At 65.9% G+C, this 26,747-nt stretch carries 19 protein-coding genes; 7 read left to right on the top strand and 12 right to left on the bottom strand.

Translation table 11 applies throughout. The annotated features are described in order from the left end of the window. The first annotated feature begins 166 nt into the window (after positions 1-166). The 4 genes from leuS (at position 167) to EDC29_RS00505 (ending at position 5,699) form a co-directional block, all read left to right on the top strand. Positions 167-2,719, top strand: a complete 2,553-nt coding sequence (leuS, locus tag EDC29_RS00520; protein WP_132228135.1) for a leucine--tRNA ligase — start codon at positions 167-169, stop codon at positions 2,717-2,719. Positions 2,720-2,790: 71 nt separating this feature from the next. Then, entirely contained in the window at positions 2,791-3,303 is a 513-nt protein-coding gene (locus EDC29_RS00515; RefSeq protein ID WP_123139244.1) for an LPS-assembly lipoprotein LptE, read from the top strand. A gap of 76 nt (positions 3,304-3,379) precedes the next feature. Next, positions 3,380-4,393 carry a DNA polymerase III subunit delta gene (gene holA / locus EDC29_RS00510; protein ID WP_132228133.1) on the top strand — a complete coding sequence of 338 codons (1,014 nt, stop codon included), beginning with the start codon at positions 3,380-3,382 and terminating at the stop codon, positions 4,391-4,393. Between the two features lie 31 nt (positions 4,394-4,424). Next, positions 4,425-5,699, top strand: coding sequence for a glutamate-5-semialdehyde dehydrogenase (locus tag EDC29_RS00505; RefSeq protein ID WP_132228131.1), 1,275 nt, complete (start codon positions 4,425-4,427; stop codon positions 5,697-5,699). Positions 5,700-5,783: 84 nt separating this feature from the next. Here the strand turns inward: EDC29_RS00505 and EDC29_RS00500 are convergent, their stop codons facing one another. Next, positions 5,784-7,244: a hypothetical protein gene (locus EDC29_RS00500; RefSeq protein WP_132228129.1), complete on the bottom strand. Its 1,461-nt coding sequence runs from the start codon at positions 7,242-7,244 to the stop codon at positions 5,784-5,786. Positions 7,245-7,602: 358 nt separating this feature from the next. Here EDC29_RS00500 and nadD point away from each other — a divergent pair, with 358 nt between their 5' ends. Both nadD and rsfS read left to right on the top strand, forming a co-directional pair. Continuing rightward, the gene (gene nadD / locus EDC29_RS00495) at positions 7,603-8,259 is read left to right on the top strand and encodes a nicotinate-nucleotide adenylyltransferase (RefSeq protein ID WP_123139248.1); all 657 of its coding nucleotides are present in this window, start codon (positions 7,603-7,605) and stop codon (positions 8,257-8,259) included. A 189-nt stretch (positions 8,260-8,448) separates the two neighbouring features. Continuing rightward, complete coding sequence (gene rsfS, locus EDC29_RS00490; protein WP_005221898.1) at positions 8,449-8,805, top strand: ribosome silencing factor; 357 nt, start codon at positions 8,449-8,451, stop codon at positions 8,803-8,805. A 67-nt stretch (positions 8,806-8,872) separates the two neighbouring features. Here rsfS and EDC29_RS00485 read toward each other — a convergent pair whose 3' ends face one another. Continuing rightward, positions 8,873-9,286, bottom strand: a complete 414-nt coding sequence (locus EDC29_RS00485) for a BLUF domain-containing protein (protein WP_123139249.1) — start codon at positions 9,284-9,286, stop codon at positions 8,873-8,875. Between the two features lie 342 nt (positions 9,287-9,628). Here EDC29_RS00485 and EDC29_RS17225 point away from each other — a divergent pair, with 342 nt between their 5' ends. Continuing rightward, complete coding sequence (locus tag EDC29_RS17225) at positions 9,629-9,784, top strand: hypothetical protein (RefSeq protein ID WP_165913401.1); 156 nt, start codon at positions 9,629-9,631, stop codon at positions 9,782-9,784. A gap of 147 nt (positions 9,785-9,931) precedes the next feature. Here the strand turns inward: EDC29_RS17225 and EDC29_RS00480 are convergent, their stop codons facing one another. The 10 genes from EDC29_RS00480 to EDC29_RS00435 form a co-directional block, all read right to left on the bottom strand. Continuing rightward, the gene (locus EDC29_RS00480) at positions 9,932-11,023 is read right to left on the bottom strand and encodes an alginate O-acetyltransferase AlgX-related protein (protein ID WP_123139250.1); all 1,092 of its coding nucleotides are present in this window, start codon (positions 11,021-11,023) and stop codon (positions 9,932-9,934) included. A 5-nt stretch (positions 11,024-11,028) separates the two neighbouring features. After that, positions 11,029-12,522 (bottom strand): MBOAT family O-acyltransferase, encoded by a 1,494-nt coding sequence (locus tag EDC29_RS00475; RefSeq protein WP_123139251.1) that lies wholly within the window; start codon positions 12,520-12,522, stop codon positions 11,029-11,031. Positions 12,523-12,928: 406 nt separating this feature from the next. Further along, positions 12,929-14,257, bottom strand: coding sequence for an HlyD family type I secretion periplasmic adaptor subunit (locus EDC29_RS00470; RefSeq protein WP_123142325.1), 1,329 nt, complete (start codon positions 14,255-14,257; stop codon positions 12,929-12,931). Between the two features lie 79 nt (positions 14,258-14,336). Beyond that, on the bottom strand, positions 14,337-16,064 hold the full coding sequence (locus EDC29_RS00465; protein ID WP_123139253.1) for a type I secretion system permease/ATPase: 1,728 nt from the start codon (positions 16,062-16,064) through the stop codon (positions 14,337-14,339). 132 nt (positions 16,065-16,196) lie between these two features. Then, the gene (locus EDC29_RS00460; RefSeq protein ID WP_123139254.1) at positions 16,197-16,991 is read right to left on the bottom strand and encodes a SapC family protein; all 795 of its coding nucleotides are present in this window, start codon (positions 16,989-16,991) and stop codon (positions 16,197-16,199) included. A 189-nt stretch (positions 16,992-17,180) separates the two neighbouring features. Further along, on the bottom strand, positions 17,181-18,383 hold the full coding sequence (locus tag EDC29_RS00455) for a trypsin-like serine protease (protein WP_123139255.1): 1,203 nt from the start codon (positions 18,381-18,383) through the stop codon (positions 17,181-17,183). Between the two features lie 152 nt (positions 18,384-18,535). Then, entirely contained in the window at positions 18,536-21,304 is a 2,769-nt protein-coding gene (locus tag EDC29_RS00450) for a beta strand repeat-containing protein (protein ID WP_132228127.1), read from the bottom strand. Positions 21,305-21,762: 458 nt separating this feature from the next. Beyond that, complete coding sequence (locus EDC29_RS00445; protein WP_132228125.1) at positions 21,763-22,524, bottom strand: conserved phage C-terminal domain-containing protein; 762 nt, start codon at positions 22,522-22,524, stop codon at positions 21,763-21,765. 437 nt (positions 22,525-22,961) lie between these two features. Next, complete coding sequence (locus EDC29_RS00440; RefSeq protein ID WP_132228123.1) at positions 22,962-24,110, bottom strand: transposase; 1,149 nt, start codon at positions 24,108-24,110, stop codon at positions 22,962-22,964. Between the two features lie 303 nt (positions 24,111-24,413). Next, the gene (locus EDC29_RS00435) at positions 24,414-26,747 is read right to left on the bottom strand and encodes a beta strand repeat-containing protein (RefSeq protein WP_132228121.1); all 2,334 of its coding nucleotides are present in this window, start codon (positions 26,745-26,747) and stop codon (positions 24,414-24,416) included.

Raw genomic sequence — 26,747 nt, 5'->3', positions numbered from 1 at the left:
CGCGAGCGTGGCCGCCCTGCGCCTTGCGCTCGCGATACCACCCACTGGCGGCTGATAGCTGGCGGCTGGTGGCTACCCACGACCTCCCCCCGGTCGCCGTGCATCATCGAGCTGGGTTATGCTTTCGTCATCATTCCAACCCCAGTTGTCACAAGACCGAAGACCCATGCAGACCGATTACGATCCGTGCGCCGTCGAGGCCGCGGCCCAGCGCTATTGGGAAGAGCACCAGTCCTTCAAGGCCGTCGAGGACAGCTCGCGCGAGAAGTTCTACTGCCTGTCCATGTTCCCCTATCCCTCGGGGCGGCTGCACATGGGGCACGTGCGCAACTACACCATCGGCGACGTGATCGCGCGCTACCAGCGCATGCTCGGCAAGAACGTGCTCCAGCCGATGGGCTGGGACGCCTTCGGCCTGCCGGCGGAGAACGCCGCGATCACCCACGGCATCCCGCCGTCGCAGTGGACGCGCTCGAACATCGCCTACATGAAGGACCAGCTCAAGAAGCTCGGTTTCGGCTACGACTGGGACCGTGAGCTGGCCACCTGCGACCCCGACTACTACCGCTGGGAGCAGTGGCTGTTCACCCGACTGATCGACAAGGGGCTGGCCTATCGTGCCAAGGCGATGGTCAACTGGGACCCGATCGACCAGACCGTGCTCGCCAACGAGCAGGTGATCGACGGGCGCGGCTGGCGCTCCGGCGCGCCGATCGAGAAGCGCGAGATCACCCAGTGGTGCGTGCGCATCACCGACTACGCCCAGGAGCTGCTCGACGCGCTCGACGGTCTCGACGGCTGGCCGGAGCGGGTGCGCACCATGCAGCGCAACTGGATCGGGCGCTCCGAGGGCGTGCACATGACCTTCGGTGTGGCCGACAGCGACGAGACGCTGGGCATCTACACCACCCGCCCCGACACCGTGATGGGCGTGACCTATGTCGCCGTCGCCGCCGAGCACCCGCTGGCGCGTCGCGCCGCCGAGACCGATCCGGCGCTCGCCGCCTTCATCGAGGAATGTCGTCAGGGCGGGATCTCCGAGGCCGAGATCGAGACCATGGAGAAGAAGGGATATCCCCTCGGCATCGACGCCATCCACCCGATCACCGGCGAGCCGGTGCCGATCTATGCCGCCAACTTCGTGCTCATCGGTTACGGCACCGGCGCGGTGATGGCCGTCCCCGCGCACGATCAGCGCGACTGGGAGTTCGCCGAGCGTTACGGCATCGCCAAGCGCGCGGTGATCCGCCCGGCCGATGCCGAGAGCTGCGACATCAGCGCCGCGGCCTTCACCGACAAGGGCGTGCTGTTCAACTCCGGCGCGTTCGACGGATTGACCTCCGAGCAGGCCTTCGACGCCATCGCCACCTGGCTCAGCGAGCAGGGCAAGGGCGAGCGCACCGTCAACTTCCGTCTGCGCGACTGGGGCGTGTCGCGCCAGCGCTACTGGGGCTGTCCGCTGCCGGTGGTCAACGGCGCCGACGGCGAGGCGCGTCCCGAGACCGAGCTGCCGGTGCGTCTGCCCGAGGACGTGGTGGTCGACGGCTCGGGCTCGCCGCTCAAGCGCATGCCCGAGTTCTCCGAGCTCGGCAACGGCGAGACCCGCGAGACCGACACCTTCGATACCTTCTTCGAGTCGAGCTGGTACTACGCCCGTTACTGCTCGCCGGACTGCGACACCGCCATGCTCGACGAGCGCGCCAAGTACTGGCTGCCGGTCGATCAGTACATCGGCGGCATCGAGCACGCGGTGCTGCACCTGCTCTATGCCCGCTTCTTCCACAAGCTGATGCGCGACGAGGGCCTGGTCGATTGCGACGAGCCCTTCACCAAGCTGCTCACCCAGGGCATGGTGGTGGCCGAGACCTGGTATCGCGAGGACGCCGACGGGCGCAAGCAGTGGTTCAATCCCGCCGAGGTCGTGCCGGTGCGCGACGACAAGGGTCGGGTGATCTCGGCGGTGCTCGAGGCCGACGGCGAGCCGGTCATCTATGGCGGCATCGAGAAGATGTCGAAGTCGAAGAACAACGGCGTCGATCCGCAGAGCCTGACCGAGCGCTACGGCGCCGACACGGTGCGGCTCTACACCATGTTCACCTCGCCGCCGGACCAGTCGCTGGAGTGGAACGACGAGGGCGTCGAGGGCGCCTTCCGCTTCATCAAGCGGCTGTGGACGCTCGGCACCGGCGAGGCCGAGACGATCCGCGCCGGCGCTGCGCCGGCCGACCTCGACGAGGCGGCCAAGGCCGCGCGTCTGGAGATCCACGGCGCACTCAAGAAGGCCCTGTTCGACTATCAGCGCAACCAGTTCAACACCGTGGTGTCGGGCTGCATGAGCATGGTCAACACCCTCTACCGGCTGGAGTCGGCGGCGCGGGCGCAGGTGCTGCGCGAGGGCGTGAGCATCGTGCTGCGGCTACTCGGCCCGATCGCGCCGCACGTCACCCATCATCTGTGGCGCGAACTCGGCTTCGGCGACGACATCCTCGCCGCGCCCTGGCCCGAGGTCGACGAGTCGGCGCTGGTGCAGGACAGCATCGAGTACGTGGTGCAGGTCAACGGCAAGGTGCGCGCCAAGATCAAGGTCGCGGCCGACGCCGACAAGGCGACGATCGAGGCCGCGGCGCTGGCCGACGAGCACGCGCGCAAGTTCATCGGCGACAAGACCATCCGCAAGGTGATCGTGGTACCGAAGAAGCTGGTCAACATCGTCGCCTGAGGCGTGGCCCTCGCCGGGGCCGGGTTCCGGCGAGGGCCGGCGCGATAGAGGAGAGACGGAGTGAGCAACGAATGAGTCGATCGATGCCCGGTGGCCGGGGTCCATGGATGGTGCTGCTGACGGCGGTGCTGCTGGCGCTCGCCGGCTGTGGCTTCCAGTTGCGCGGCAGCGTCGAGATCCCGCCGACGCTCAACCCGCTCTATATCCAGGCCGATGCCGGTTCGCCGGTGCGGCGCGCCCTGCTCGATCTGCTCGCGGGCAGCGACGTCGAGGTGACCCGCAACGCCACCGAGGCGCGGATGGTGCTGCGCATCCTTGCCGAGACCAGCTCCTCGCGGGTCGCCGCGGTCGATATCAACGGCAAGACCCTGGCCTACGAGCTGCACTACATGGTGCAGTTCGACGCCCTCGGCGAGGCCGGGGTGCAGCTGGTCGCGCCGCAGGGTCTGGATCTGGTGCGCACCTTCGACAACCCCGATGTCGAGGTCCTCGGCAAGCGGCTCGAGCAGGACCTGATCTTCGAGGACTTCGCCATCGAGGCCGCCGATCGTATCCTCACCCGGTTGCGGGTGGCGCTGCGCTGATCTCGCGTGACCTCCGCCGCGCGCCGTGCCCCGAGCCGGTGCGCGGTCTCCCCTTGTCCCGGACCCCTGGTAAATCATGCGTCTGCGTTTCAATCAACTCCAGGCCCAGCTCGCGCGCGGACTCGCGCCGGTCTATCTGCTCTGCGGCGAGGAGCCCTTCCAGCTCGACGAGGCCGCGCGGCTGATCCGTGCCGCGGCGCGCAAGGCCGGGTTCGCCGAGCGCGAGGTGCTCGACCAGGACGGCGGCTTCGACTGGAACGCGCTCGGCGCGGCGGCCGATGCGCTGTCGCTGTTCTCCACCCGCAAGCTCATCGAGCTGCGTCTGGGTGGGGTGCGCATCGGCAAGGAGGGCGGCGCGGCGGTGCGCGAGTACTGCGCCCGCCCCTGTGCCGACAACCTGTTGCTGATCCTCGCCCCCGGGCTCGAGCGCAAGGAGCTGAAGGCGCGCTGGGTCGGTGCAGTCGAGGAATGCGGTGCGGTGCTGCAGGTCTGGCCGCTGAAGGGGCGCGAGCTGGAGCAGTGGGTCGAGCAGCGGTTGCGCGCGGCCGGTTTCGCACCCGCGAGCGGCGTTGCCGCGCTGCTTGCCGAGCGCGCCGAGGGTAACCTGCTGGCCGCCTCCCAGGAGATCGAGAAGCTGCGCCTGCTCGGCGAGCCGGGCCCGCTCGGGCTCGACGACCTGCTCGGCACCCTTGCCGACAGCGCCCGTTTCGACCTCTTCGCCCTCACCGACGCCGCGCTCGCCGGCGATCGCGCCCGGGTGCAGCGGATCATCGCGGTGCTGCGCGCCGAGGGCAGCGCCGAGAGCCTGGTGCTGTGGGTACTGGCGCGTGAGCTGCGGATGCTCGCCGAGGCCGCCGAGGCCGTCGCCCGGCAACAGTCCCCGGCGACGGTGCTGGCCGCCCACCGGGTGCCCAGACCGCGGGTGCCGGTGGTCGAGCGCGCACTGCGTGCGCGCTCGTCGGGTCAGCTCCACGGTCTGTTGCGGCGCTGCGCCGAGGCCGATCTGGCGATCAAGGGGCTTGCTCCGGGCGATCCCTGGCAGCGGCTGGCCGCGATCGCCGACGATCTCGCCCGGGGCGACGCGCACTGAACGCCTTTTCCATCCATCGAAGGTCATCGACATGAGCGAATCCAGCATCCACGACATCGACGCCTACATGAGTGATCTCGGCGTGCGCGCCCGCGCCGCCGCCCGTGCCCTGGCGCGTGCCACCACCGCCGAGAAGAACCGCGCCCTGCTCGCCATCGCTGCGCGGCTCGACGCCGCGCGCGACCAGCTCGCCGCGGCCAACCGTCGCGACCTCGAGGCCGGTGCCGCCAAGGGGCTCGATGCCGCGCTGCTCGATCGGCTCGAACTGACCCCGGCGCGGATCGACGCGATGATCGAGGGGCTGCGCCAGATCGCCGCGCTGCCCGACCCGGTCGGCGCCATCAGCGACCTCGACTATCGTCCCTCCGGCATCCAGGTCGGGCGCATGCGGGTGCCGCTCGGCGTGGTCGGGATCATCTACGAGTCGCGTCCCAACGTCACCGCCGACGCCGCCGCGCTCTGTCTCAAGTCGGGCAACGCCACGGTGTTGCGCGGCGGCTCCGAGGCCTTCGCCTCCAACCAGGCGATCGCCGGCTGCATCCACGCCGGGCTGGAGGAGGCCGGGCTGCCGGCCGACGCGGTGCAGGTGATCGCCACCACCGACCGCGCCGCGGTCGGGGCGATGATCACCATGCCCGAGTCGATCGACGTCATCATCCCGCGCGGTGGCCGCGGGCTGATCGAGCGCATCAGCCGCGAGGCGCGGGTGCCGGTGATCAAGCACCTCGACGGCATCTGTCACGTCTACATCGACGCCCACGCCGATCTCGACAAGGCCTTCGCCATCGCGCTCAACGCCAAGACCCAGCGTTACGGCACCTGCAACACCATGGAGACCCTGCTGGTCGACGCCGCCGTCGCCGGGCAGATCCTGCCGCGCCTGGGCGCGGCCTTCGCCGAGCACGGGGTGGAGCTGCGCGGCTGCGCGCGCACCCGCGAGCAGCTGCCCGCGGCGCTGCCCGCCAGCGAGGCCGACTGGGATACCGAATATCTGGCGCCGATCCTCTCGATCCGGGTGGTCGACGGTCTCGACGCGGCGATGGACCACATCGCCCGGCACAGCTCGGCGCACACCGAGTCGATCGTCACCGAGGACTACGCCCGCGCGCGTCGCTTCCTTCGCGAGGTCGACTCCAGCTCGGTGATGGTCAATGCCTCGACCCGCTTCGCCGACGGTTTCGAGTACGGGCTCGGCGCCGAGATCGGCATCAGTACCGACAAGTTCCACGCCCGTGGCCCGGTCGGGCTGGAGGGCCTGACCTCGCTCAAGTTCGTGGTGCTCGGCGACGGCCAGGTGCGCGGCTGAACGGCGCGACCGGGCGATCGATCGGCTGAGCGGACACGACGAGGCCGCCCCGGTGGACCGGGGCGGCCTCGTGTCGTCAGGGCCTCAGTTGTAGGGGTTGGCCCGGTTGATGAAGTCCTGATAGGCGTCGGTGTTGATGGTGCTCGGCGGCAGCTGGGTGGCGAACCAGGTGAAGTTGTAGGGGCTGGTGTAGGCCCCTTCGGGGACCTCGACCACGCCGCCGAAGACCGAGCAGCCGCAGAGTGCGGTGGTCTTGTAATAGGCGATGTCCGGCGCCGTGCCGAAGACGTTGCAGCCGGTCTCGATACCGGGGATACACTCGTCGACCGTCTCGTTGCGACAACTCAGGCCAGTGCTGCAGCTTGCGCTGTCGACCGGGACGTAGCAGCTGTTGCCGTTGCTCGGGTCACAGGGACCACAGCTTGCGCCATAGCCACCGGCGGCGGCGCCGGAAACCAGGTTGTAGGCGAGACAGGGGGCGGTGAACAGCCGCTTGTGACTGACCAGGATGAAGTAATAGCCGGGCTGGTCGAAGCCGAGCTGGAAGGTCTCGGGGTCGACGGTATCGCCGTCCGAGTTGGTGTTCTTGGTGTTGAACGACAGCAGTGGGACCACCGAGGTGCGCGGGACGCCAGCCTCGATCTGGCTGGCGGTGGCCATGTCGTAGACCTCCATCTGCCAGTCGCCGACGCCGCAGCCCTCGCGCTCGCAGAAGGTCACCGAGATCAGCTCGTTGCCCTGACTGTAATAGACGAACCAGTCGCTCTCGCCCTGGCCCCAGGTATAGCTGGCGTCCTCGTCGTCGCCGCTCGGCGGCAGCGCGGTGTTGAAGGTCAGGTTGACCACGCCGTACATGGTGACGCTGGTGGCCAGCGGATCGGAGATGCTCGGGGCGTCGTTGGGCTCGGTCTCGACGTCGTGGAAGCCGACCACATAGTTCGGTGTGTCGAGCCCCGAGTCCTGCAGCGAGACGGCGAGCTGGTAGGCGCTGTAGACCTTGGCGCTGTCGTAGGGCTGTACCACCACGTAGTAGCTGCCGACCAGCCCGAGGGTGGCGCGGTAGACGATGGTGTCGCCGGCGGTGCCGCCAGAGCCGGTCACTCCGGTGTCGAATTCGGCGAAGATGTTGCCGGCGGCATCGCGGATGGTCACCTTCCAGCCCGAGGGATCGGCCGATCCGGGGGTGGAGAAGTTGACGATGATGTTCTGGTTGGGGCTGGTGGTCTGGGTGTAGTACCAGTCCTGGTCCTGCGGGCCGTAGCTCTGGCCCCAGAAATTGGCGTTGAGCTGGAGCGGGTCGGCGCTCACCAGGTTGTCGTTGGGCTCGGTCTCGCCGAAGCTCGGCGCGGGCAGGCAGGATGAGAGGCTGATGCCGCAACTGCCGGGGTCCGAGTAGCAGGACGAGACGCCGGCCTCGAAGCCGCTGCCGTAGGCCTCGTCGCTCGCCGTGCCGCAGTTGTCCGGATAGCCGCCGAGTGAGTCGGCGACGACGTGCAACGGCGCCAGCAGGCCGAGTGCGAGCAGAAGGGAGTGGATGGCTTTCATGACATATGGTCTTCCTGGTGACACGGGTCGGGGAGGCGGCAGGCCGCCGGCTGCCGACATCCGGGTGGTCTCGATCCTCGGTGGAGTGTAGCCGAACGATCCTCGGCGGCAAAAGTCGTGCCTTGGCGTGCGCGCTCTGGCGGGGGGAAGATGGCGACAAAGGCCGCGCTTTCTGCTAGCGTTCGATCCATGTATCGATCACCCACCGATCTGGACAGGAGACCTTGCAACAGGCCCGTTTCGCCGCTCGCCATCGTCCGTCAGTGACCGTCCCGGTCCACGCGCGCGCCCCGCTCGGGGTCGGTCGCGTCCGCCCCCGAGTCATCGTCGTCGCCCTGGCGTCAGGACCGCGGCAGCGATGATCGGCGTCTTCGGTGGTACCTTCGATCCGGTCCACTTCGGCCATCTTCGACCCGCACTGGAGTGTCTGCAGGGACTGGATCTGGAGCAGCTGCGCTTCATCCCGCTCAAGGTTCCGGTGCATCGGCCCCAGCCCTGCGCCTCGCCGGCCGCCCGGTTGGCGATGCTGGAGGCGGCCATTGCCGACGAGCCGAGGTTCATGGTCGATGCGCGCGAGCTCGAGCGTCCCGGACGCTCCTACTCCTACGACACCCTGGCCTCGCTGCGCGCCGAGCTCGGCGCGCAGCGGCCGTTGTGTCTGCTGGTCGGCGCCGATGCCTTCGCCGCCTTCCTGCGCTGGCACCGGCCACAGGAGATCCTGGAGCTGGCGCATCTGGTGGTGATGCGTCGTCCCGGTCACCGGGCGCTGGTCGATCCCGAGCTGGAGGCGCTGTACGCGCGTCGCGGCAGCGACACGCGCGCCGAACTCGCGCGCGCGCCGGGTGGGCGCATCCTCTTCCAGGAGGTCACCCAGATCGATATCTCGGCGACCCGTATCCGGCGGTTGCTCGCCACCGGGCAGAGCCCGCGCTACCTGCTGCCCGAGCCGGTGCGCGCCTATATCGCGCGCACCGGCGTCTATGACGGTTGCGGCATGGGCGAGCTGCCCGCCTGAGTCAGTCTTTTTCCGCGGGATGGGGCGTTCCCCGTCCGACAAGGCCGCGCCAGGGATGGCGCGGCGCCGGCGATCACGCTTGCAACGTCGTCGACCGGCCAGGGCCAGGAGGGCAGGCGTCGCGATGATCGCGACCTGTCGTGACCGGTGCACAGGCACCCCAAACACTCTCAAAGCAGAGGAGATCGCATGCAGCTCGAGCAACTTCGGGAACTGGTCGTGGAGACCCTGAACGACATGAAGGCCAATGACATCGAGGTCATCGACGTGCGCGGCAAGACCGCCGTCACCGACTTCATGATCATCGCCTCCGGCACATCGGATCGTCACGTCAAGGCAATCGCCGAGACCGTTGCCTTCCGCGCCAAGGACGCCGGCGAGGCGCCGCTCGGCACCGAGGGCGTGGCCGAGGGCGAGTGGGCCCTGGTCGACCTCAACGGCATCGTGCTCCACGTCATGCTGCCAAAGGTCCGCGACTTCTACAGCCTCGAGCGGCTGTGGTCGGCCCCCGCCGTGGTTCCCCAGACCGCCGCCCAGCACTCCTGAGCGGGCGCGGTCGTGTGCGTTCCCCGTCTCCCCGCCCGTGCCCGACGCATGGGCGGGGGCTGAGGCCTCAGCCGCGCAGCTGTTCGAGGAACTTGCGCATCAGCACCACCAGCTCGTCGGCCTCGGCGCGCCTCTCCCACATCGCCAGCAGCTGCTTGCGCCTGGCCTCCATCACCTCCGGCGGGTTGGACAGATAGCCCATCGACCACCCCTGGAACATCCGCTGCTTGATCGGGGCGACGCCGATCAGCACGCTGTCGTAGTGACGACGATCGTCGAGGATACGGCCATAGAGCCGGAACACCGCCTCCTGCGGTCCTTCCAGCACCTGGATGAAGTGGCCGCCACCGGCGCAGAGGATGCCGGAGATCCTCTGCTCCTTGTTGTGCCGATTCGACTGTTCGAGGATCTGTTTGAGTTCGGCCTCGCCGACCCCCTGGCTGGTGCGGCTGACATAGAGGATGCGTGAGAGATGCTCCATCGTGCCTGTCCTTGAGGGCTAGGTGCCCTGCGATCTGTGCGGATGACCATCATGGGCGATGCCCATGGTTATGGCATGGGTTGGGGCGATGCGGGGTGCTGCCAAGCGGGCTGGCGGAACGATGGGAGGCGTCGTGCCGGCCCCGGGCGCGTCGATCGATGACCGCGCCCGGGGTGGCGGATGATTATTCCTCGCGCATCGAACGCGCCAGGGCATCCTTGAGCGGGCGCAGCCGGTCGGCGAGCGGGCGGTGGCGCTGCTGGGCGCCGAGTTCAGCTCGGTGACCACGTCACGCAGGAACTTGCGCTACGCCTGATCGATCTGCAGCTCGGTACTGGCGCGTTGCGAGCGCACCGCCACGAGATCCCCTTCGACCTCGGCCTGATCACGTTCGAGCGCGAGCAAGGCGCCGAGTTCGCTGTGCACCGATTGCTGTGGCTGCGTCAGCTGTGCGACGAGGCCTATATCGAGATCAGGCTCGACGACCTCGGCGACTGAGATGCGGTGATAGCGATTGGGCCACGGGGCCAACCTTGCCATCGCCTCGTGGCCCCAGTACCGACGCCTTGCTGGGTTGCCAAACGGCGACCCAGCCGACGAAGTCATGGATTGAATACCGCTGGGGGCAGTCCAGCTCGGCTGAGCTCATCTGAACGGATGATCGGCAAAGTAGGCGAAAAATGTCGTGATATCTCTTTCCACGCCCGTGATGAAGATGTAGTCGGGCCGGAACACCTCAACCAGCGCATCGAGCTTTGCAGGTGTCATGACAGAATAATGTACCTGCAAAACCTCACGAAAGGATCGCGCGACATAGGGTGAGAGCGCTATCCCGAAAGAATCCCTCAGCCATATAACCTTCAAATCGTTTTCGGCATCACTGGAAACGACCAGCAAAGGTTCAAGATGGACGCCTACGGGAGGATTCCCTGTCGCCGATTTGACCGCCTTGGATTGAAAATCGATTTGCTTGGCATCGATCTGTTTTTCCGGCTCGACTTGAAGCACCGGAGAAACGTCTTCAACCACGTCACCCAATCTCAGAAAGAGTGAAAGATCCCCACCGGGAATGGTCTTTTCATCGCTCACGTGCCCAGTCAAGTCATATGTGATCTCAGGGTGCCTGGACGACACCTCGGTCATGAAAAAGTCGTAACCCAGCCAAGCCCCGTGGTTGTTCCAGTGGGTGTCTGTCTTGTAGTAAAGGAGACGATCTTCCTGACGGGACCTTTCCGCGATGAATCCGCGAAGATCGATACAGGCATCGCTCGACACCGAGCCGACAAAGACATCGGCCAGCGTCACCGGGGCCGGACGCATCCACTCAGGCAAGTAATCGCGATAGATGGTCGACTTGTCGGGCGCGAGCATCAGCACGACATCCTTCACCCCCGTCGCCAACAGATGAGTCCGCCACGACTCCAGGGTAGCGCCAGAGACCCTTGCACGTTCGGTGTGCTCTGACTCGGCGCCAACCCTTTTTTTCGTGATGGCCTCTGAGTATTTGTCGCCCAGAAAGAGCCAGCCATCCTTGCCGATGATGACCTGGGAAGGGAACAGGCTGATCCCAAAGCGACTTATCACCGCACTCAGGTCAGGCAGTATGGGATCGAGACGATAGAGTAACTTGCTCTTGACCTCCTGATCGGAACGCAGCAGATAAACCACGTTGGTCACGGGAAGAATCGCCAATAGCAATACCGCCAACGACAAGAAAACGATGACTTTTTTCTTCATCTTGATCAGAAATTGAAGTACAGGAAGACATTGCTGACGCTGTTCACCATCATCATAACGGCAATGGAGAAAAACAACGATGCCAACGAGATCCGGATCATGGTCAAGCGTTCCCGGGCAAGTTGGATCGTATTGCGCTGGAAGATCAGCACCAACGCCAGAACGCTGGCGAAGAGCGGGATGGCATTGGTCAGCAATATCAGCTGAGTACCGCTCAGGGCATCGGGGATGGTTCCGAGCCAGGCCAACTGTGCGGTGGTGAAGTGCTCATAACCGACCCCACCGAAACCGTTCAGACCGAACATGCCGGAGATGACATTGGTCGCTGTCGCCAGGTCCGGCGCCCTGAAGAATACCCAGGCAAGATTGACGAAGTTGAAGGTCACCAGCCACGCAGCCAGAGCCGGTAAGGACAGTCCCAGCCCTTTCCAAAAGCGGTGGATGACCAGCGCCATCCCGTGGAGCGCCCCCCACAACACAAACATCCAGCTCGCACCATGCCACAGCCCCGCGAGCAGGAAGGTCACAAACAGGTTGATGTAAGTCCGCGTTTTGCCCTTGCGATTGCCACCGAGCGGGATGTAGATATAGTCCTTGAGGAAACGACCGAGGGTGATGTGCCAGCGTCTCCAGAAATCCTGAATATCAAGGGATTTGTAAGGCGAGTTGAAATTGATCGGCAGGCGAATATTGAAGAGCAGGGCAGCACCGATAGCCATATCGGTATAACCACTGAAGTCGAAATAGAGCTGAAAGGTGTAGCTCAAACTGGTGGTCCAGGCCTCGACAAAGACCAGGGGTACCGCAGAAGAGAACCCGGCATCGGCCCAGACCGCGAAAGAATCGGCGATCACGACCTTCTTGAACAACCCGAGCGAAAAGATGAAAAGTCCCAGGGCGATGTTCTTGTAGTTCATCACCAGCAGACGCGTCGATGCGAACTGCGGCATCATCTCCTTGTGGTGAACGATTGGTCCGGCGATCAACTGCGGGAAGAAGGTCACGAACAGCGCATAGTTGATGAAGCGATATTCCTGCGTCTCGCCACGGAAGCTGTCGACGAGATAAGCGATCTGCTGGAAGGTGAAGAAGCTGATCGCCAGCGGCAGCGCGATCCCGAGCAGATCGAGATCGGCACCGAGATGGTTGAGGTTGGAGATAAAGAAATCCGCGTACTTGAAGTATCCCAGTACCGAGAGATTGAAAGCGACGCCGATACCGAGAATGACCTGCTTCCTGCGAGCAGCCGAGAAAGGCCGAAGCAACACGAAATCGTTGCTCTTTCCTGGCTTGAGCGCGCCTCCCAGGAAATAGTTGACCGCCATCGACGCGAGGATCAACGGCAAGTAGATGGGATTCCAGTAGGAGTAAAAGAACAGACTGCAGAAGACTAGCCAAAATCGTCCCGCGGCCACCCAGCGCCTACTGTTGAATGCGAAATAGACGAAGAAGGTGATCGGCAGAAAGGCGAAGATGAACGCAGATGAATTGAAAAGCATCTCGGCAACTACATGGATGTTGTTTTTATCTGTTGGCGGGAATCCGGGCAGGTGTCATGGCATCGTCCGGCGCAACGAGCACACGGATTTCGAAGCGGCACAATGCCGCCGGTGGTCACCAACGGCGGACGAGGTCACATCCCGACGCCAGCAATCGGCCCCTGACCTTGATCACACACCCTCGGCGAGGATGAAAAAACGACTGCCACGCCAGTCGGCACGGCCATACAGCGATCGCGAGCAGCCCCGAGTCGAGCGCACCGTGATGATGGCCTTCACAAGAGGATGGCGATACTCAAAAGGCAGGAACAGCGGCCAGAGCGAGCCTTATCCTGTCGCGGGTACGAGGATGCTCGAGACGGGATCGACCACCGGCGCCGCGGCCCGCGGTCGATTCCCCTGCGGGTCACTCCTCGCGCATCGAACGCGCCAGGGCATCCTTGAGCGGGCGCAGCAGATAGTCGAGGAAGGTGCGCTCGCCGGTGACGATCATCGCCTCGGCGGGCATGCCCGGCAGCAGCTTGAGGTCGCCGAGACGCTGGCTCTGGTCCTCGGGGATCTCGATGCGGGCGAGGAAGTAGGGATGGCCGTTCTGCTCGTCGATCAGGCGGTCGCCCGAGACCGTGACCACCTGCCCGGTGAGGGTCGGGGTGGTGCGGAAGTTGAAGGCGGTGAAGCGCACCTGTGCCTCCAGCCCCGGGAACACCTTGTCGATGTCCTGCGGCGTGACCTGGGCGTCGATCACCAGCAGGTCATTGTCGGGGACGATGTCCATCACCCGCTCGCCGGGCGAGATCACCGCGCCGAGGGTGTGCACCTGCAGCCCCACCACCTTGCCCGAGACCGGCGCGCGGATCTGGGTGCGGCGCACCCGGTCGGCGAGCGCGCGGTGGCGCTGCTGGGCGTCGAACAGGCGCTCCTGCGCCGAGCTCAGCTCGGTGACCACGTCGCGCAGGAACTCGCGCCACGCCTGGTCGATCTGCAGCTGGGTCTCGTCGATCTGCAGCGTGGCGCTGGCGCGCTGCGAGCGCACCGCGGCGAGATCGCCCTCGACCTCGGCCTGATCGCGCTCGAGCGCGAGCATCCGCACCTTGTCGCCCATGCCGTCCTTGTAGAGTGCGCGCAGCCCCTTGAGCTCGTCCTCGTAGAGCGCCATGCGCTTCTCGAACTTGCGCTCCTGCTCGGAGAACCCGTTGACCTGCTCACGCAGCTGCTCGATGCGCTGCTCCATCACCCCGACGCGGCCATCGAGGTCGTCGCGGCGGGCGATGAAGACCTGATGCTGGGTCTCCATGAACTCCTGCAGCCGGGAGTCGTGCTCGGCCTGCTCGATCAGCTCTTCGGGGAAGGCGATCGCCTCGTTGCGATCGCGCTCGGCCTGCAGTCGCGCCTCGAGCGCGAGCAGGGCGCCGAGCTCGCTGCGTACCGCTTCGAGCTGGGAGGAGAACTGGGTGTCGTCGAGCCGCACCAGTAGGTCGCCGGCCTCGACCAGATCGCCCTCGGTGATCAGCAGTTCGCTGACGATGCCGCCCTCGAGGTGCTGCACCGCCTGACGGTAGGACTCCACCGTCACCACGCCCGGCGCCACCGCGGCGCTGTCGAGCATCGCCATCGCCGACCAGCTCCCGAAGCCGCCGAACATCACGAGGATGACACTGATGCCGAACCAGCGTATGCGCTGATCCTGGATGCTGGCCTGCGGGGCCTGGGTGGTCGAATCGGATGCTTGCGACACGTCGGGTCACCTGTCAGTGGGAGGGTGGGGTAGAGCGGGGCATGGCGCGGGCGGCTGCCCGCGCCGGTCGTTTCTCGGATCAGGCGCTGGCGCTGGAGGCCGCGTCCAGCGACGCGGGCTGGACCGAACGTGGCTTGAGCACGCGCGAGAGCACCTCCTGGCGCGGACCATAGGCCTCGATGCGGCCGTCCTTGATCACCAGTACCTTGTCGACCGCCTTGAGCACGCTCGGGCGATGCGAGATCAGTACCACGGTGGCGTGGGTGGCGCGCAGGTTGTCGATCGCCTCGAGCAGCGCCGCCTCGCCGCGGTCGTCGAGGTTGGAGTTGGGCTCGTCGAGGATCACCAGCTTGGGGTTCTTGTAGAGCGCGCGGGCGAGCCCGATGCGCTGGCGCTGACCGCCGGAGAGCATCACGCCGCCGCCGCCGAGCCGGGTGTCGTAGCCGTTGGGCAGTTGCGCGATCAGCTCGTGCACCCCGGCGCGTTGCGCCGCGGCCACCACCTCGGTGTCCTCGATCTCGCCGAAGCGGGCGATGTTCTCGGCCACGGTGCCGTCGAACAGCTCGACGTCCTGCGGCAGATAGCCGATGTGCGGACCGAGCTCGTCACGGTTGTAGAGCGCCAGATCGGCGCCGTCGAGCCGCACCGCGCCCGAGGCCAGGGGCCAGATGCCGAGCATCACCCGCGCCAGGGTCGACTTGCCCGCCGCCGAGGGGCCGATCATGCCGACCACGTCGCCGGCGGCGATCTCCAGCGAGATCCCGCGCAGCACCGGCTTGCGCGCGCCGGGGGGCGCGGCCACCACGCCCTCGAGCTGGAGCGCACCGGTCGGTGCCGGCAGGCTGATGTGACGGCTGCCCGGCGGGATCTCGGTGAGCAGCTTCTGCAGCCGGCCATAGCTGGCGCGGGCGTTCACGAAGCCCTTCCAGGAGCCGATCATCTGATCGACCGGGGCCAGCGCGCGGCCCATCATGATCGAGGCGGCGATCATCACGCCGGGGGTGATCGACTGCTGGATCGCCAGCCAGGCGCCGGCGCCGAGGATCAGCGACTGCAGGAACATGCGGAAGGACTTGCTGGTGGCCATCAGCAGCGCCGCCTCCTCGCTCGCGCGCGCCTGCCAGCCGATGGTCTGGGCGTGGTGGTCGTGCCAGCGCTGCTGGATCTGCGGACGCATCCCCAGCGCCTCGATCACCTCGACGTTGCGCAGCTTGGCGTTGAGCACGTGCTGCTCGCGGATCGCCTGGTTGGAGGCGGCCATCAGCGGCTTGCGGGTGCGGAACTCGTTGAGGAAGGCCAGCGCGATGAGGATCAGCGCGCCGCCGAGCGCGATCACCCCGAGCAGCGGGTGGAACATGAAGATGACCACCATGTAGACCGGGATCCAGGGCGCGTCGAAGAAGCCGAACAGCCCGTTGCCGGTCATGAACTGGCGAAAGCCGCCGAGATCGCTGATCGGCTGGGCGCTGCCCTGGCCGGGCTGGCGCGCGGCGACATCCATGGTGGCGTCGAACACCCGCTGGCTGAGCACCCCGTCGAGCCGGGCGCCGACGCGGATCAGCACCATCGAGCGCACCCATTCGAGCAGCCCCATGGTGAGCATCAGGAAGGCGACCAGCACGGTCAGCGCCATCAGCGTCGAGACGCTCGACGAGGCCAGCACCCGGTCGTAGATCTGCAGCATGTACAGCGGCGGGACCAGCATCAGCAAGTTGATGAACAGGCTGAAGAAACCGGCACCGTAGAAGGAGCTGCGGCAGATCGCCATTGCTTCCTTGAGGGTCTTCGCGGGCTGCAGTTCGGCCATGGGGATTCCTCGATTGATCAACGGGCAATTTTAGCACAGGGCGTGCCTCGCCCGTGTCCGCGCCACCGCGGCGGGGACCTGCCGGGCGGCGCGCGATCGTCTTGTCGGGTCAAGCGGTTGGCGGTGTCGGGATCAGCGTGTCAGCGCGTCCCAGTCGAACTCGAAGCTCTCCTCCTCGGGCTGGTCGAGCATCGCCCGCGCCTGCCTGGCCGCGGCCTCGTCGTGTTGGGCGTGGGCCTTGGCGAGCAGGCCGAGCCGTTGCAGGTGCTGCATCGAGAGCAGCTGGCAATAGGCCATCGACAGCGCACCACTGGCGCGCAGCCCGGCGAGGGTCTCGGCGTCGAGCTGATTGAGCGCGGCCTCGTCGACGCGGAACAACCCCTCGATCTCGCGCTCACCCTCGTCGCCCTGGACCTTGATCGGCCAGGGCGCGATCACCCCGGCCTCGGCCAGCGCGGCGCAGGCGCGTGCGGTGGTCTGGCGGTTGGTCTCGACCTGCTGGAGGAACTCGAGCACCTTGGTGATCGCCGCCGAGGGCTTGCCCTCGTCGTCGAACAGCGCCTCGTCCTCGGGGTCGTCGGTGAGCAGGCCGCTGTCCTCGTCGATGCACAGCACCAGCTGGTCGCCCTCGGTGCGCACCAGGCGGAAGGGGTAGCCGCGCAGCGCCGCCGGGATGTAGCCGCCGCCGACCCAGCGGCCCTCCTGGGTCACGCACAGGTTGCGGCCGGGGGCGAGCCCCAGCACCGCGCTCAGCGCGAAGCCTTCGCCCTGGCGGACGAAGGCCAGCGGCAGGCTCATGGTCGCCTTGGGCAGCTCGGCGGCCACCACATCGACCAGCGCCGCGCCCCGGGCGAAGGCATAGGAGTCATAGCGTTTCCAGCGCCGAGCGGCGTGGCGCTCGCGTGACAAGGCAGCGATCTTGGGCATGGATTCGACCTCGGATGAAGATGGGGGCTGGGTGGCGCGTGGCCGAGGGCGCGGCTGGAGCGGGGATCGGACGCGCCGATCCCGGGCGTCGCCGACCGGCGCGTCGGTCCTGGCGCACGGGCGTTCGAGTCAGGCGATCATGATAACGCGGATGGTGCGATCGCTGCAGGTCGGCGCGGCGGCGCGGCCTCAGCCCCACCAGTCGTCGTCGACGATGATGCGCGTGGCGCTCAGCTGGGTGACGCCGGCGCCGAAGTCGGCGCCGACCGGGTTGAAGACATCGAGAAAGAAGGTCTCGGCCTCTTCCGGGGTGGTGTCGCCGATCACCTCGACGGCGATCACCGCCTGATCCTCGCCGGGATAGAGCACCAGGGTCTCGCTCACCGGCAGATAGTCCTGGCCGGCGACGGCGGTGCCGTCGCGGGTGGCGTAGTCGACGCTCAGCCAGGCCTCGGGGCCGCTGCGGGTGCCGTTGAACTCCAGCAGGAAATAGGCGTGACTGGTACCGCTGTCGCCCTCCTGGACCATCGGCGAGACCTCGGTCACGTTGCTCGGCGCGTCGGTGTAATTGGCGCGCAGGCTCAGGTCGATCCATTGCTGATAGTGGCTCACCCGCTGCCAGGAGGCGATCTCGCCGAAGCTGCTGTTGACCTGGTTGTCGACATCGGGCTGGGTGAGCCAGGTGTTGATGCTGGCGGTATAGCTGGCGATCCCGGCGACGCGCCCGTCGACGAAGGCCGGCCCGCCGCTGTCGCCGGGCGAGATCAGCCCCTCGTTCACGCCGATGCCGAGATGGTCGAGATCGAGCAGCTGACCGAGCGCGTCGTGTCGGCTGCTGCCGTCGTCGAAGTCGGCGATCAGCTGGGTGCCGCTGGCCGGCTCCCAGGTGAGGATGCGACCGAAGCGCGCGTCCAGGGTCTCGATCCCGGCATCGAAGGTGTTGAACGCCATCAATCGCAACGACTCGCCGGAATAGGAATCGATGGTCCCGTTCGCGCCGGTGCCGGGGGTGCCGTAGCCGACCAGGGTCAACACCTGCCCGATCTCGTCGGGGCTGCGATAGAGCCCGTAGCGCTCGGCGGTGACCGGGGCCGACTGGTCGAGCCAGACCAGCGCCAGATCGTGGTTGCCGTTGACCGGGTCGTAGTCGGGGTGGAGCGTCACCCGGCTCGCCGTCAGCGTCTCGCTGCCGGCGGTGGTCTCGAAGGTGACGCTGGCCGAGGTCACGCCGGGATCGAACAGGTGCGCGGCGGTGAGCACCGCCTGCCCGTCGGATAACAGTACGCCGGTGCCGTAATAGCCGCCGGCGCTGACCTTGACCACGCCGTCGTAGCCGAGGCCGGGGACGGCTCGATGAGTGGAATCGTTCGCGCGGGTGACGGTGCTGACCATGGCGGGGCTTCGCTACGGGGATGAATGGACGATATGACCACGCGCGCTTGCGCCTGGTTCATCTCGGGAGTGTAGCTCGGTCGCCGTCTTCGGTGGCCGGATCGTGCGCGGCGCCCCGTAGCTCGGGGCGCCGTCGCGGGCGCGGGCTGTCGTCAGATGACGTGGAAGTTGTAGGCGGTCAGGTTGGCGACGTCGGCCTGGGTGATGTCGACCACGCCCAGCAGGGTGACCTCGGCGCCGCTGCCGTCGTTGGCGCCATCGCTGTCGAAGTACACCTCCGTCCGGGTGGTGCTGGTGTTGTAGGCGACCACCACGGCGCCGCCGGTGACTCCGCTCTGGTTGGCCAGCATGGTCTCGATGTCGCTGGCCCCGGTGATCGCGTTGGTGGCGACGATGACATTGCCCGACACCTGATTGGGGATGCCGATGTTGCCCTTGGCGAAGGTCTCGCTGGCCGTGCCGCTGAGGTCGAGATCGGTATTGTCTTTGAAGGCCAGCACATCGCCGCCGTCACCGACATCGAACCCGGTGATGGAGTTGCCGCCGGTGCCATCAGCGGTGTGGTCGAACAGTACGGAGAAGGTGCCGGTGCCGAAGGCGATGGTGTCGGTGCCGGTCGAGGCGTGTACGATCACGCTCGCGCTCGTCGTGGTGGCGTTGGTCAGCGTGATGGTGTCGTCGCCCGAGGTCGTGGCCAGTTGCAGATAGTCGGTGGTGGTGTCGGTGCCGGTCAGCGAGAAGCTCCGGCCGCTGATGTCGGCCGCCTGCCCCTGCACCGGGTGTGTGGTGTCGATGGTGAGGGCGTCGATCTTGGCGAGACCCTGAGCGACCGCGGTCAGCTCCGCCGCGTCCATCCCGGTGTCGCTGGCGGTGTCGACGTTGACCGTGGCGGTGGTCGCGGTCTTGGCGCCGAGCAGGTTGCCGATAGCGGTTGCGTCGAGCCCGGTGGTGGAGAGCGCCAGGGTGCCGGTGATGCCGTCGGTGGCGACCTTGGCGATATTGGTGGATACCGCCGCGAGGTCGGTGCCGTCCATGTTGGTGGCGGTGACCTGCGCGCCCGTGGCCTTGCCGAGCAGGTTGCCGATCTCGGCGGCGCTCTGGGTGTCGGTCAGGGTCAGGTTGGCGATGGCATCGACCTTGGCGATGCCGGTGTTGACCGCACCGAGTTCGGCACCGGTCATGTTGGCGGCGTCGACGTTGACCGTGGCGGCGTCGGCCGTCTGGGTGCCGAGCAGGTTGTCGATATCAGCCTCGTTGAGCCCGGTGGTGGAGAGCGCCAGGGTGCCGGTGATGCCGTCGGTGGCGACCTTGGCGATGTTGTCGGCCACTGCCTTGAGGTCGGTGCCGTCCATGCCGGTGGCGTCGACCTGCGCGTCCGTGGCCTTGCCGAGCAGGTTGCCGATGGCGACGGCGCTCTGGGTGCCGGTCAGGGTCAGGTTGGCGATGGCATCGACCTTGGCGATGCCGGTGTTGAGCGCACCGAGTTCGGGGTCGGTCATGCTGGCGGCGTCGACGTTGACCGTGGCGGCGGCCGCCGTCTGGGTACCGAGCAGGTTGCCGATGTCGGTCTCGTCGAGCCCGGTGGTGGAGAGCGCCAGGGTGCCGGTGATGCCGTCGGTGGCGACCTTGGCGATATTGGTGGATACCGCTGCGAGGTCGGTGCCGCCCATGTTGGTAGCGTCGACCTGCGCGTCCGTGGCCTTGTCGAGCAGGTTGCCGATCTCGGTGGCGCTCTGGGTGTCGGTCAGGGTCAGGTTGCTGAGCCCGTCGGCCGCCAGCTTGGCGGCATTGTCCGACAGCGCCGTGAGCTGCGCCGCGGTGGCGCTGCTGGCGTCGACCTTGGTGGCGCCATCGGCGAGTTTGGCCACCAGGCCGGTCACGGCGAAGGTGGTCGCGCTCATCGTCAGCGGCCCCGGGATGCCGGCGTCGTCGAGGTCGGTGAGGTCGGGCTTGGTGCTGGCCTCGTGACCATCGCGGGTGAAGGTCAGTGCGCCTGCGTTCTCGGTGACGGTGATGTCACCGGTCGCCGATCCCGCGAAGGTCAGGGTGATGTTGGGCGAGGTGCCGCTCTCGGTGACGCTGAACGTCGGGGTCGATGGCGTGCCGCCACCGCTGCCCGACTCGTCTGGCGTTTCCGGCGAGCTGGGTTGTTCGAAGGTGTCGGGCAGCTCGATATCGTCCGGGACCTCGACGCCCTGGGGGACCTGTAGCCTGACGCCCTCGGTGGGGATGAAGTCGACCGGGATCGGGGTGTCGGCGGCAGGTGTCCAGCCCTCGGGCGGGGTGAACGCGGGCAGGAAGGGCGCGACCTCGTTGACTCGTGCGAGCGCGGCGGCGGCATTGCCGGAGGCCACCGCGGCCTGGAATTCGGGGTCGTTGGCGAAGTCCGCGAGATTCAGACCGTTGCCGAGATCACGCCCTTCCGCGAAGCCGTAGGTGAACAGGTGCTCGGCGATGCCGATCTGTCCGGCCTCGGCCTGCGCCAGCACATCGGGGTTGGCCCGGGCATAGGCCTGCAGATCGATGCCGGGGGCGGGGGCGCGAAGCTCGCCGTTGCCCTGGCCGTGGTCGAAGAAGTGCGCGAAGGGTGTCAGCGTGCCCGCCGTCACGGCGCTGTCGACATCCGGGTTCTGCTCCAGATAGAAGGCTGGATCGAATAGCGGCGAGGGTTGGCGCTGTTCCTGCGCGCCGTAGGTGACGAAATGGTCGTAAGCGGTGGTGCTGCCATTGGCGACCGCCTCGGCAACATCCGGGTTCTGCTGCAGATAGAAGTCGAGATCGACGAAGGCGTTGGGGTTGCGTCCCTCGAAACGTCCGTATTGCTCGAAATGTTCTTCCGCGGTGAAGGTGCCGGCCTGTACGCTCGCCGCGACATCCGGGTTGTTGCGCAAGTAAAAGTCTTCGTCGAAAAACCTAACCATCTGCGATCTCTCCATCGTGCGCGTCATCGTGCGCACCGGGGTTCGGGACAATCCTCCCTGCCGTGATGGCCGGGGAGGAGATCGAGCCGTCCGGGCTCGAGGGCCGATGCGCCGTTGTCGACCAACCCCTGTCGATCGGGGCGGTCACAAAGGCGCAAGTGCCGGAGCCAGTCGAACACGTCCGATGACGGATGTCGATCGATGGGGAATGACTGTGGACGATTTCTTGTCGTCCTGAGGTGCTGTTCGCTGTTTCGGGCGCGTGTTGGACACGCAAGGGCGAGTGCGCGGTGCGATCTCGCCGGGGAAGGGGGCGACGTCGTTTCAGCATCCGCGCATGGGTAACTGGGTGTCCCTTTCTACTCGAGCCTTCCGTTAACTGGGTGTCCCTTTCTTCTTTCCAGCAGGGTTTTCGTACAAAACGTAGCCCCTCCTAGCCCGGTAAGTGGGTGTCCTTTTCAGGAGCGATTCGGCCCGAGGATATGGCGCATCGCATCGAGATGGCGCCGTACCTTGCCCGGTGCGGTCGGCGGGCGCGTGGTGCGGTCGGGGTTGCGCGGGGGTTCGGGTGACGGTGGGGGAGGGGGCGAGGCTGTCCGTCCACGCTGGTGCAGCTCGGAGAGATAGCCCTCGAGCCGGGACGGGGTGAACAGCGTCGATGGACGCAGATAACGCGCCTGCTCGGTGCGGCCCCACTGGGCGGTCTTCAGGTCGACCACGGCGCACAGCGTCTCCGGGGCGTGTCGTCGCAGCGCGCGGCGCAGGATGCGGTAGGTCGCGGTGCCCGGCGCGTCGGGGAAGCAGGCGTTGGCCGCGCGGTTGAGGTGGGCGACGACCCGCGCGATGGCGGCGTCATCGACGGGGCGCGGCTCGGCCTGCTGTCTGGGCGCGGTGTCGGGCGCGCGCTGCGGCGCGGGCCGGGGTGGGTCGCGCCGCAGGATCGCCCGATAACGATTCGCCCGTCTGGCATCGCCGCGCTCGACCTGCAGCAGCTGTAGCTCGACCATGCGGCGGATGGCGCGCTTGACCGAGCTGTAGGAGGTGTTCGACACCCGCGCGAGCGTACGCAGCGACGGCCAGGCGACGCCGGAGTACGAATTGATGTGCAGCGACAGGCTGGTGGCGATGCGGCTGGCGGTATGGCTCAGCCTCGGCTCGGACAGCACGCGGCGCTGCCAGGCCAGGATCTCCACCGGCGAGGTGGCGAACTGAATGGACATTCGGCAATCTCCAGCATACGGAAACGGAGACCACCGACTGGATTGAGAGGGATCGCGAACGGGCAGTACGGCACACGCCAGCCCCTGGGGGACTTTGCTAGAATACCGCCGGCCACTGGTGCGCTCGACTCTTGTGCAGTCGGGGCTTTACGCGGTCAGGTGCGCCAACACCCCCGCGACGGTGGCCATCCTACCCTCGCCCAGCCCGGCTTGTCGAGCCTCCCCATCTCCGCGCCAACCCTTGGCGTCTCCCGCATTCGCCGTCTCCTCGCCCGTTCATCCTTCCGCCCCGAGGGGGCCACGGGGGAGCGATCATTCGTGCCTTCGGATTCGTCCGTTCAGGGGCCAGCCTGACCCCAGGGGTTGGGGCGCGTTGGACCCAGGGTGGGTTCAGGCTGGGCCCACGAAACGACCCCGGCTGATGGGCGATCGATATGTCAGGCCGTGGCGGCGGCAGCCGTGAAGAACTGCTTGGCGCGTCGCACGCCTCGCAGATAGCGACACTCCCGCTGTGCGGCGAGCGCCGTCATTCGTTCAGGCGCACCGATCGCCGCGCCGAAACCCTTGAGCAGGAATCCCGCGTGCTCGACGAAGCGCTCCGGCGCGATGCCGAGCCGGGCGAGGATGTCGGGCAACTCCGCCGGGATCGCGCCACGCTTGCGTGGATGCAGGGCGCGCCCGAGCGAGTCGACCAAGGTCAGGTAATTGTCGAAGGTGAAGGGGATGGTGGCGGGGCATTCGGCGGGGTTGCCGAATGGCATCAGTGGGGCAGGTGGCAGACGGTTGAGGGCGGCTTCCCAGAATTCAGCGCGACGTGCGTCTGCCGTGGGCTCCGTATCCTCGGTCTCTGGCGGCGTCGATGCTGTCGCTGGGGTGGGCGGTGGATGCGATGAGCCTTGCCGGGGCTGTGGTGCCGCTTCTGCTTCATCCCCATCCCCTTGCAAGTCGGCGATCCGCGCCGCAATCCCGGTGTGCGCGCTCGCCTCCGGCGTCTCCGCGATCCCGGCGCGGATCGGGTTGAGATCGACATAGGCCATCACCGCCAGCAGCGCCGTCTCGTCGAGGATCGCCTGCGAGCGGAAGCGTCCCTCCCAGAACCGACCCCGAACCCCGTCCTCCCGATTCGCCGCCCGCGCGATCGACTCGTTCAACACCCGCATGAACCACGACAGATCCGCCAGCCGCGCCCGATAGGTCGCGACCAGCCCCGCGACACCATCCAGCTCCGCCTCGGTCATCTCCGCCCGCGTCGCAGGCGACAGGAACCGCTCTACCACCACCGGCCCCCGGAACAGACATCGCCAGCGCCGTAACACCTCCTCATCCGACCACTGAGAAGCACGCTCCGCATCGAGTCGCACCACCAGATGCACGTGATTACTCATCACCGCATAGGCCGCGACATCGATCGCGAACACTCCGGCGAGCTGACGCAACCGCAACTCCACCCAGCCGCGCCGATGCTCGAAGCTCCGTCCGGTCAACCGATCGAAGCCGCAGAGATAGGCCCGCCGCACGCAGCGCGTGACGAGGTGGTACCAAGGCGTATCAGAGAGTGAGACGAGCGAGGCGCGGGGACGAGTCATGAGGTCTCTCCGCGAGGGGTGATGAAGGGAAGGTAGGAGAGGCGGGGAGGGAAGTCAAAGGTAAGTGGGTGTCCTTTTCTTCCTCTTCCGCCATGAGGTCTCTCCGCGAGGGGTGATGAAGGGAAGGTAGGAGAGGTGGGGAGGGAAGTCAAAGGTAAGTGGGTAAGTGGGTGTCCTTTTCTTCCCGCTTTTCTCTTTTTTTCTAACGAAAAAACCGCCCTCGGTTTCCCGAGAGCGGTTTTAATCAAGCGTCAAGCGTTGGTGCAGATGTTGGGTTGCCGTTGGCGACCCAACCTACGCCGCTTAGACAAAGTTGTCGACGGTGACGTCGGCAACCGCAACACCAGAAAGCTCAACGATGATGTCGGTGCCTTGGTCGAAGGTGGCATTGTCGTCGCCATCGAACAAGGCATAAGTCTTACCGTCGTACTCGAAGGCAGTCCAGTTAGTGTTGTCGGTGAAGCCAAGGGCCTCCACTACAGCGTCGTCGAGGGTATCTGCCTCGCTGACCGTAGTCCGCTGAGATGCAGTCAGGTCATCGTATGCTGCTGCACCGCCGTCAATGGTGTCACCGCCACGACCTGCCTGGAAGTCGGTAATGGTCGAGTGATCAGCAACGGTCGAGTTATCAGTTGCGTCGATGTTGAACTCATCACGACCTGCGCCACCGGTCAGGGTGTTGACGCCCGCGCCAGCTGCGATGTCGTCATCACCATCACCACCAACGATCGTGTCGTTGCCGTCACCAGTGGTGACGGTCAGATCACCAGTCAGCTCCTCGGCATTGATAGTCAGGTTGCGGTTGCTGGCATCAGCCGCAGCAGAAGCCACCGTACCCAGGTCAACGTCACTGTCACCAGTAATGTTAACGGTAGCGTTTGCACCAACCAGAGTGTCTTCAGTTGCTGCAGTACCACCGTTCGCTGCGCCGCGAGCAACCGTCAGGTCTTCGTCTGCAGAGATGTTTACAGTTTCAAACTCGCGAGCATCGATGCCAACACCGGCTTCACCAGCAGTGTCACCACCACCAGCTGCTACGCCCTGTCCGCCTTCAATAGTACTGCTATTGCCGGTAATGGAAATGCTGACGCTGTCGTTGGCGCCGTCGGTACCCATATTCAGCTCAAGTCCCGCAGCAGCGTTACCAGCGTCATCGCCGCCGCCGGTGCCAGCTGTGGCTTGACCGCCAGTCAAGTCGTTGGTGACATTGACGCTGTCTCCGCTGGACGCGATGCCGTTGATGGTAACAGCAGCAGCTGCATCTGCAGCAACAACAGGGGCGTTACCACCTGTGGCAGCACTACCGGTGACAGAGCCGCCCAGACCTGCCGCGATGGTGGAAACGTCATCCAGCTCGCCAACGTTAGCCACGACGTCAGTAGTCGCAGTGGAAGCAAGCGTGCTCACACCGCTAGCGGCGTTAACAGCGGTGACGATGGCATTGGTGCTAAGGTCTGCATCGCCCAGCACCAGAGTGTTATCGCCTTCGCCCAGATCCACGCTGTCGTCGGTGTTGAACTCGCCAGCACCGAACTCAATAGCGTCGTCTCCCGCGCCTGCGGTGACTGTCACATCCAGAGCATTGTCCTCCAGATCAACGTATGAACCGCCGGCAGCCTGAAGGTCGACAGAAGTGACGCTGTCAAACTCAACAGTATCATCACTCAGGCTGACACTGCCTTCGCCCGATGTTTCGATGCTGGTATAAGAAGCAACACCACCATCGATTTCAATCACAGAGCTACCGTTCACAGCAGCAACAGCGAGAGTTGTAAATGTGTTCCCTGTGCCTGCGTCAATGTTTACAGTTGCATCGGAGCTATCCGTTGCAATGTTCAGCGTGCCATCGTCGCCAATCACGCCAGCACGGAATTCGGCGTTGAAGGTTTCATCGGTGTCCAGCAGCCCCAAGGTGGCATTGTTCTGGATATTCGAAACCGTCAGTGTATCGGAGCTACGGTTGCTCCAGAACTCTTCAGCACCTTCAACGCTGGCGGCATTAAACGTATCGTCTCCGGTTGACTGGATGAAGAACTGCTCAACACCGGTGGCGTTCAGGGTTTCGTCATCAGACAGGAACAGATCGGCGCGATCTGTGCCTGCTCTACCGTCAATGGTGTCGGCAGGAGAGATGGATGCAGAATCACCGATAAAGGTGTCATCGCCAGCAGTGCCAACCAAGTTGTCGACACCAGCAGTCAACGTGAAGGTTTCCCCAGTCGACGGGCTCTCAGACCCACCCGAGGCACGACCCTCGTTCGCACCATAGAGCACGAAGTGCTGGTAACCACTGGTGAAGGTGCCGGCGTCGACGGCGGCCTGGACATCAGGGTTGTCCGCGAGGTAGGTGGCCTCGTTGAAGGTGTCGGCGCCGGGCTGACGGCCCTCGGTGGCACCGTACATCTCGAAGTGCTCCAGCGCGCTGGAGAAGGCGCCGGCCTGCACGGCGGCGAGCACGTCCGGGTTCTGGGTGTAGTAGCCGGTCGGCTCGAAGTAGGGGTTGGGCTGGCGACCCTCGGCCTCGCCGTAAAGGGTGTAGTGCTGCTCGGCACTGGTGAAGACACCCTGGAGGACGGCCTGAAGGACGTCGGGGTTCTGCTGCAGATAGTATTCTTGAACGAAGGTCTGGAGAGCCAT

Source organism: Marichromatium gracile, from assembly GCF_004343155.1.
Lineage (GTDB): Bacteria > Pseudomonadota > Gammaproteobacteria > Chromatiales > Chromatiaceae > Marichromatium > Marichromatium gracile.
Note: the sequence above shows the minus strand (reverse complement) of the source record. Positions and strands in the feature narration are given on the sequence as shown.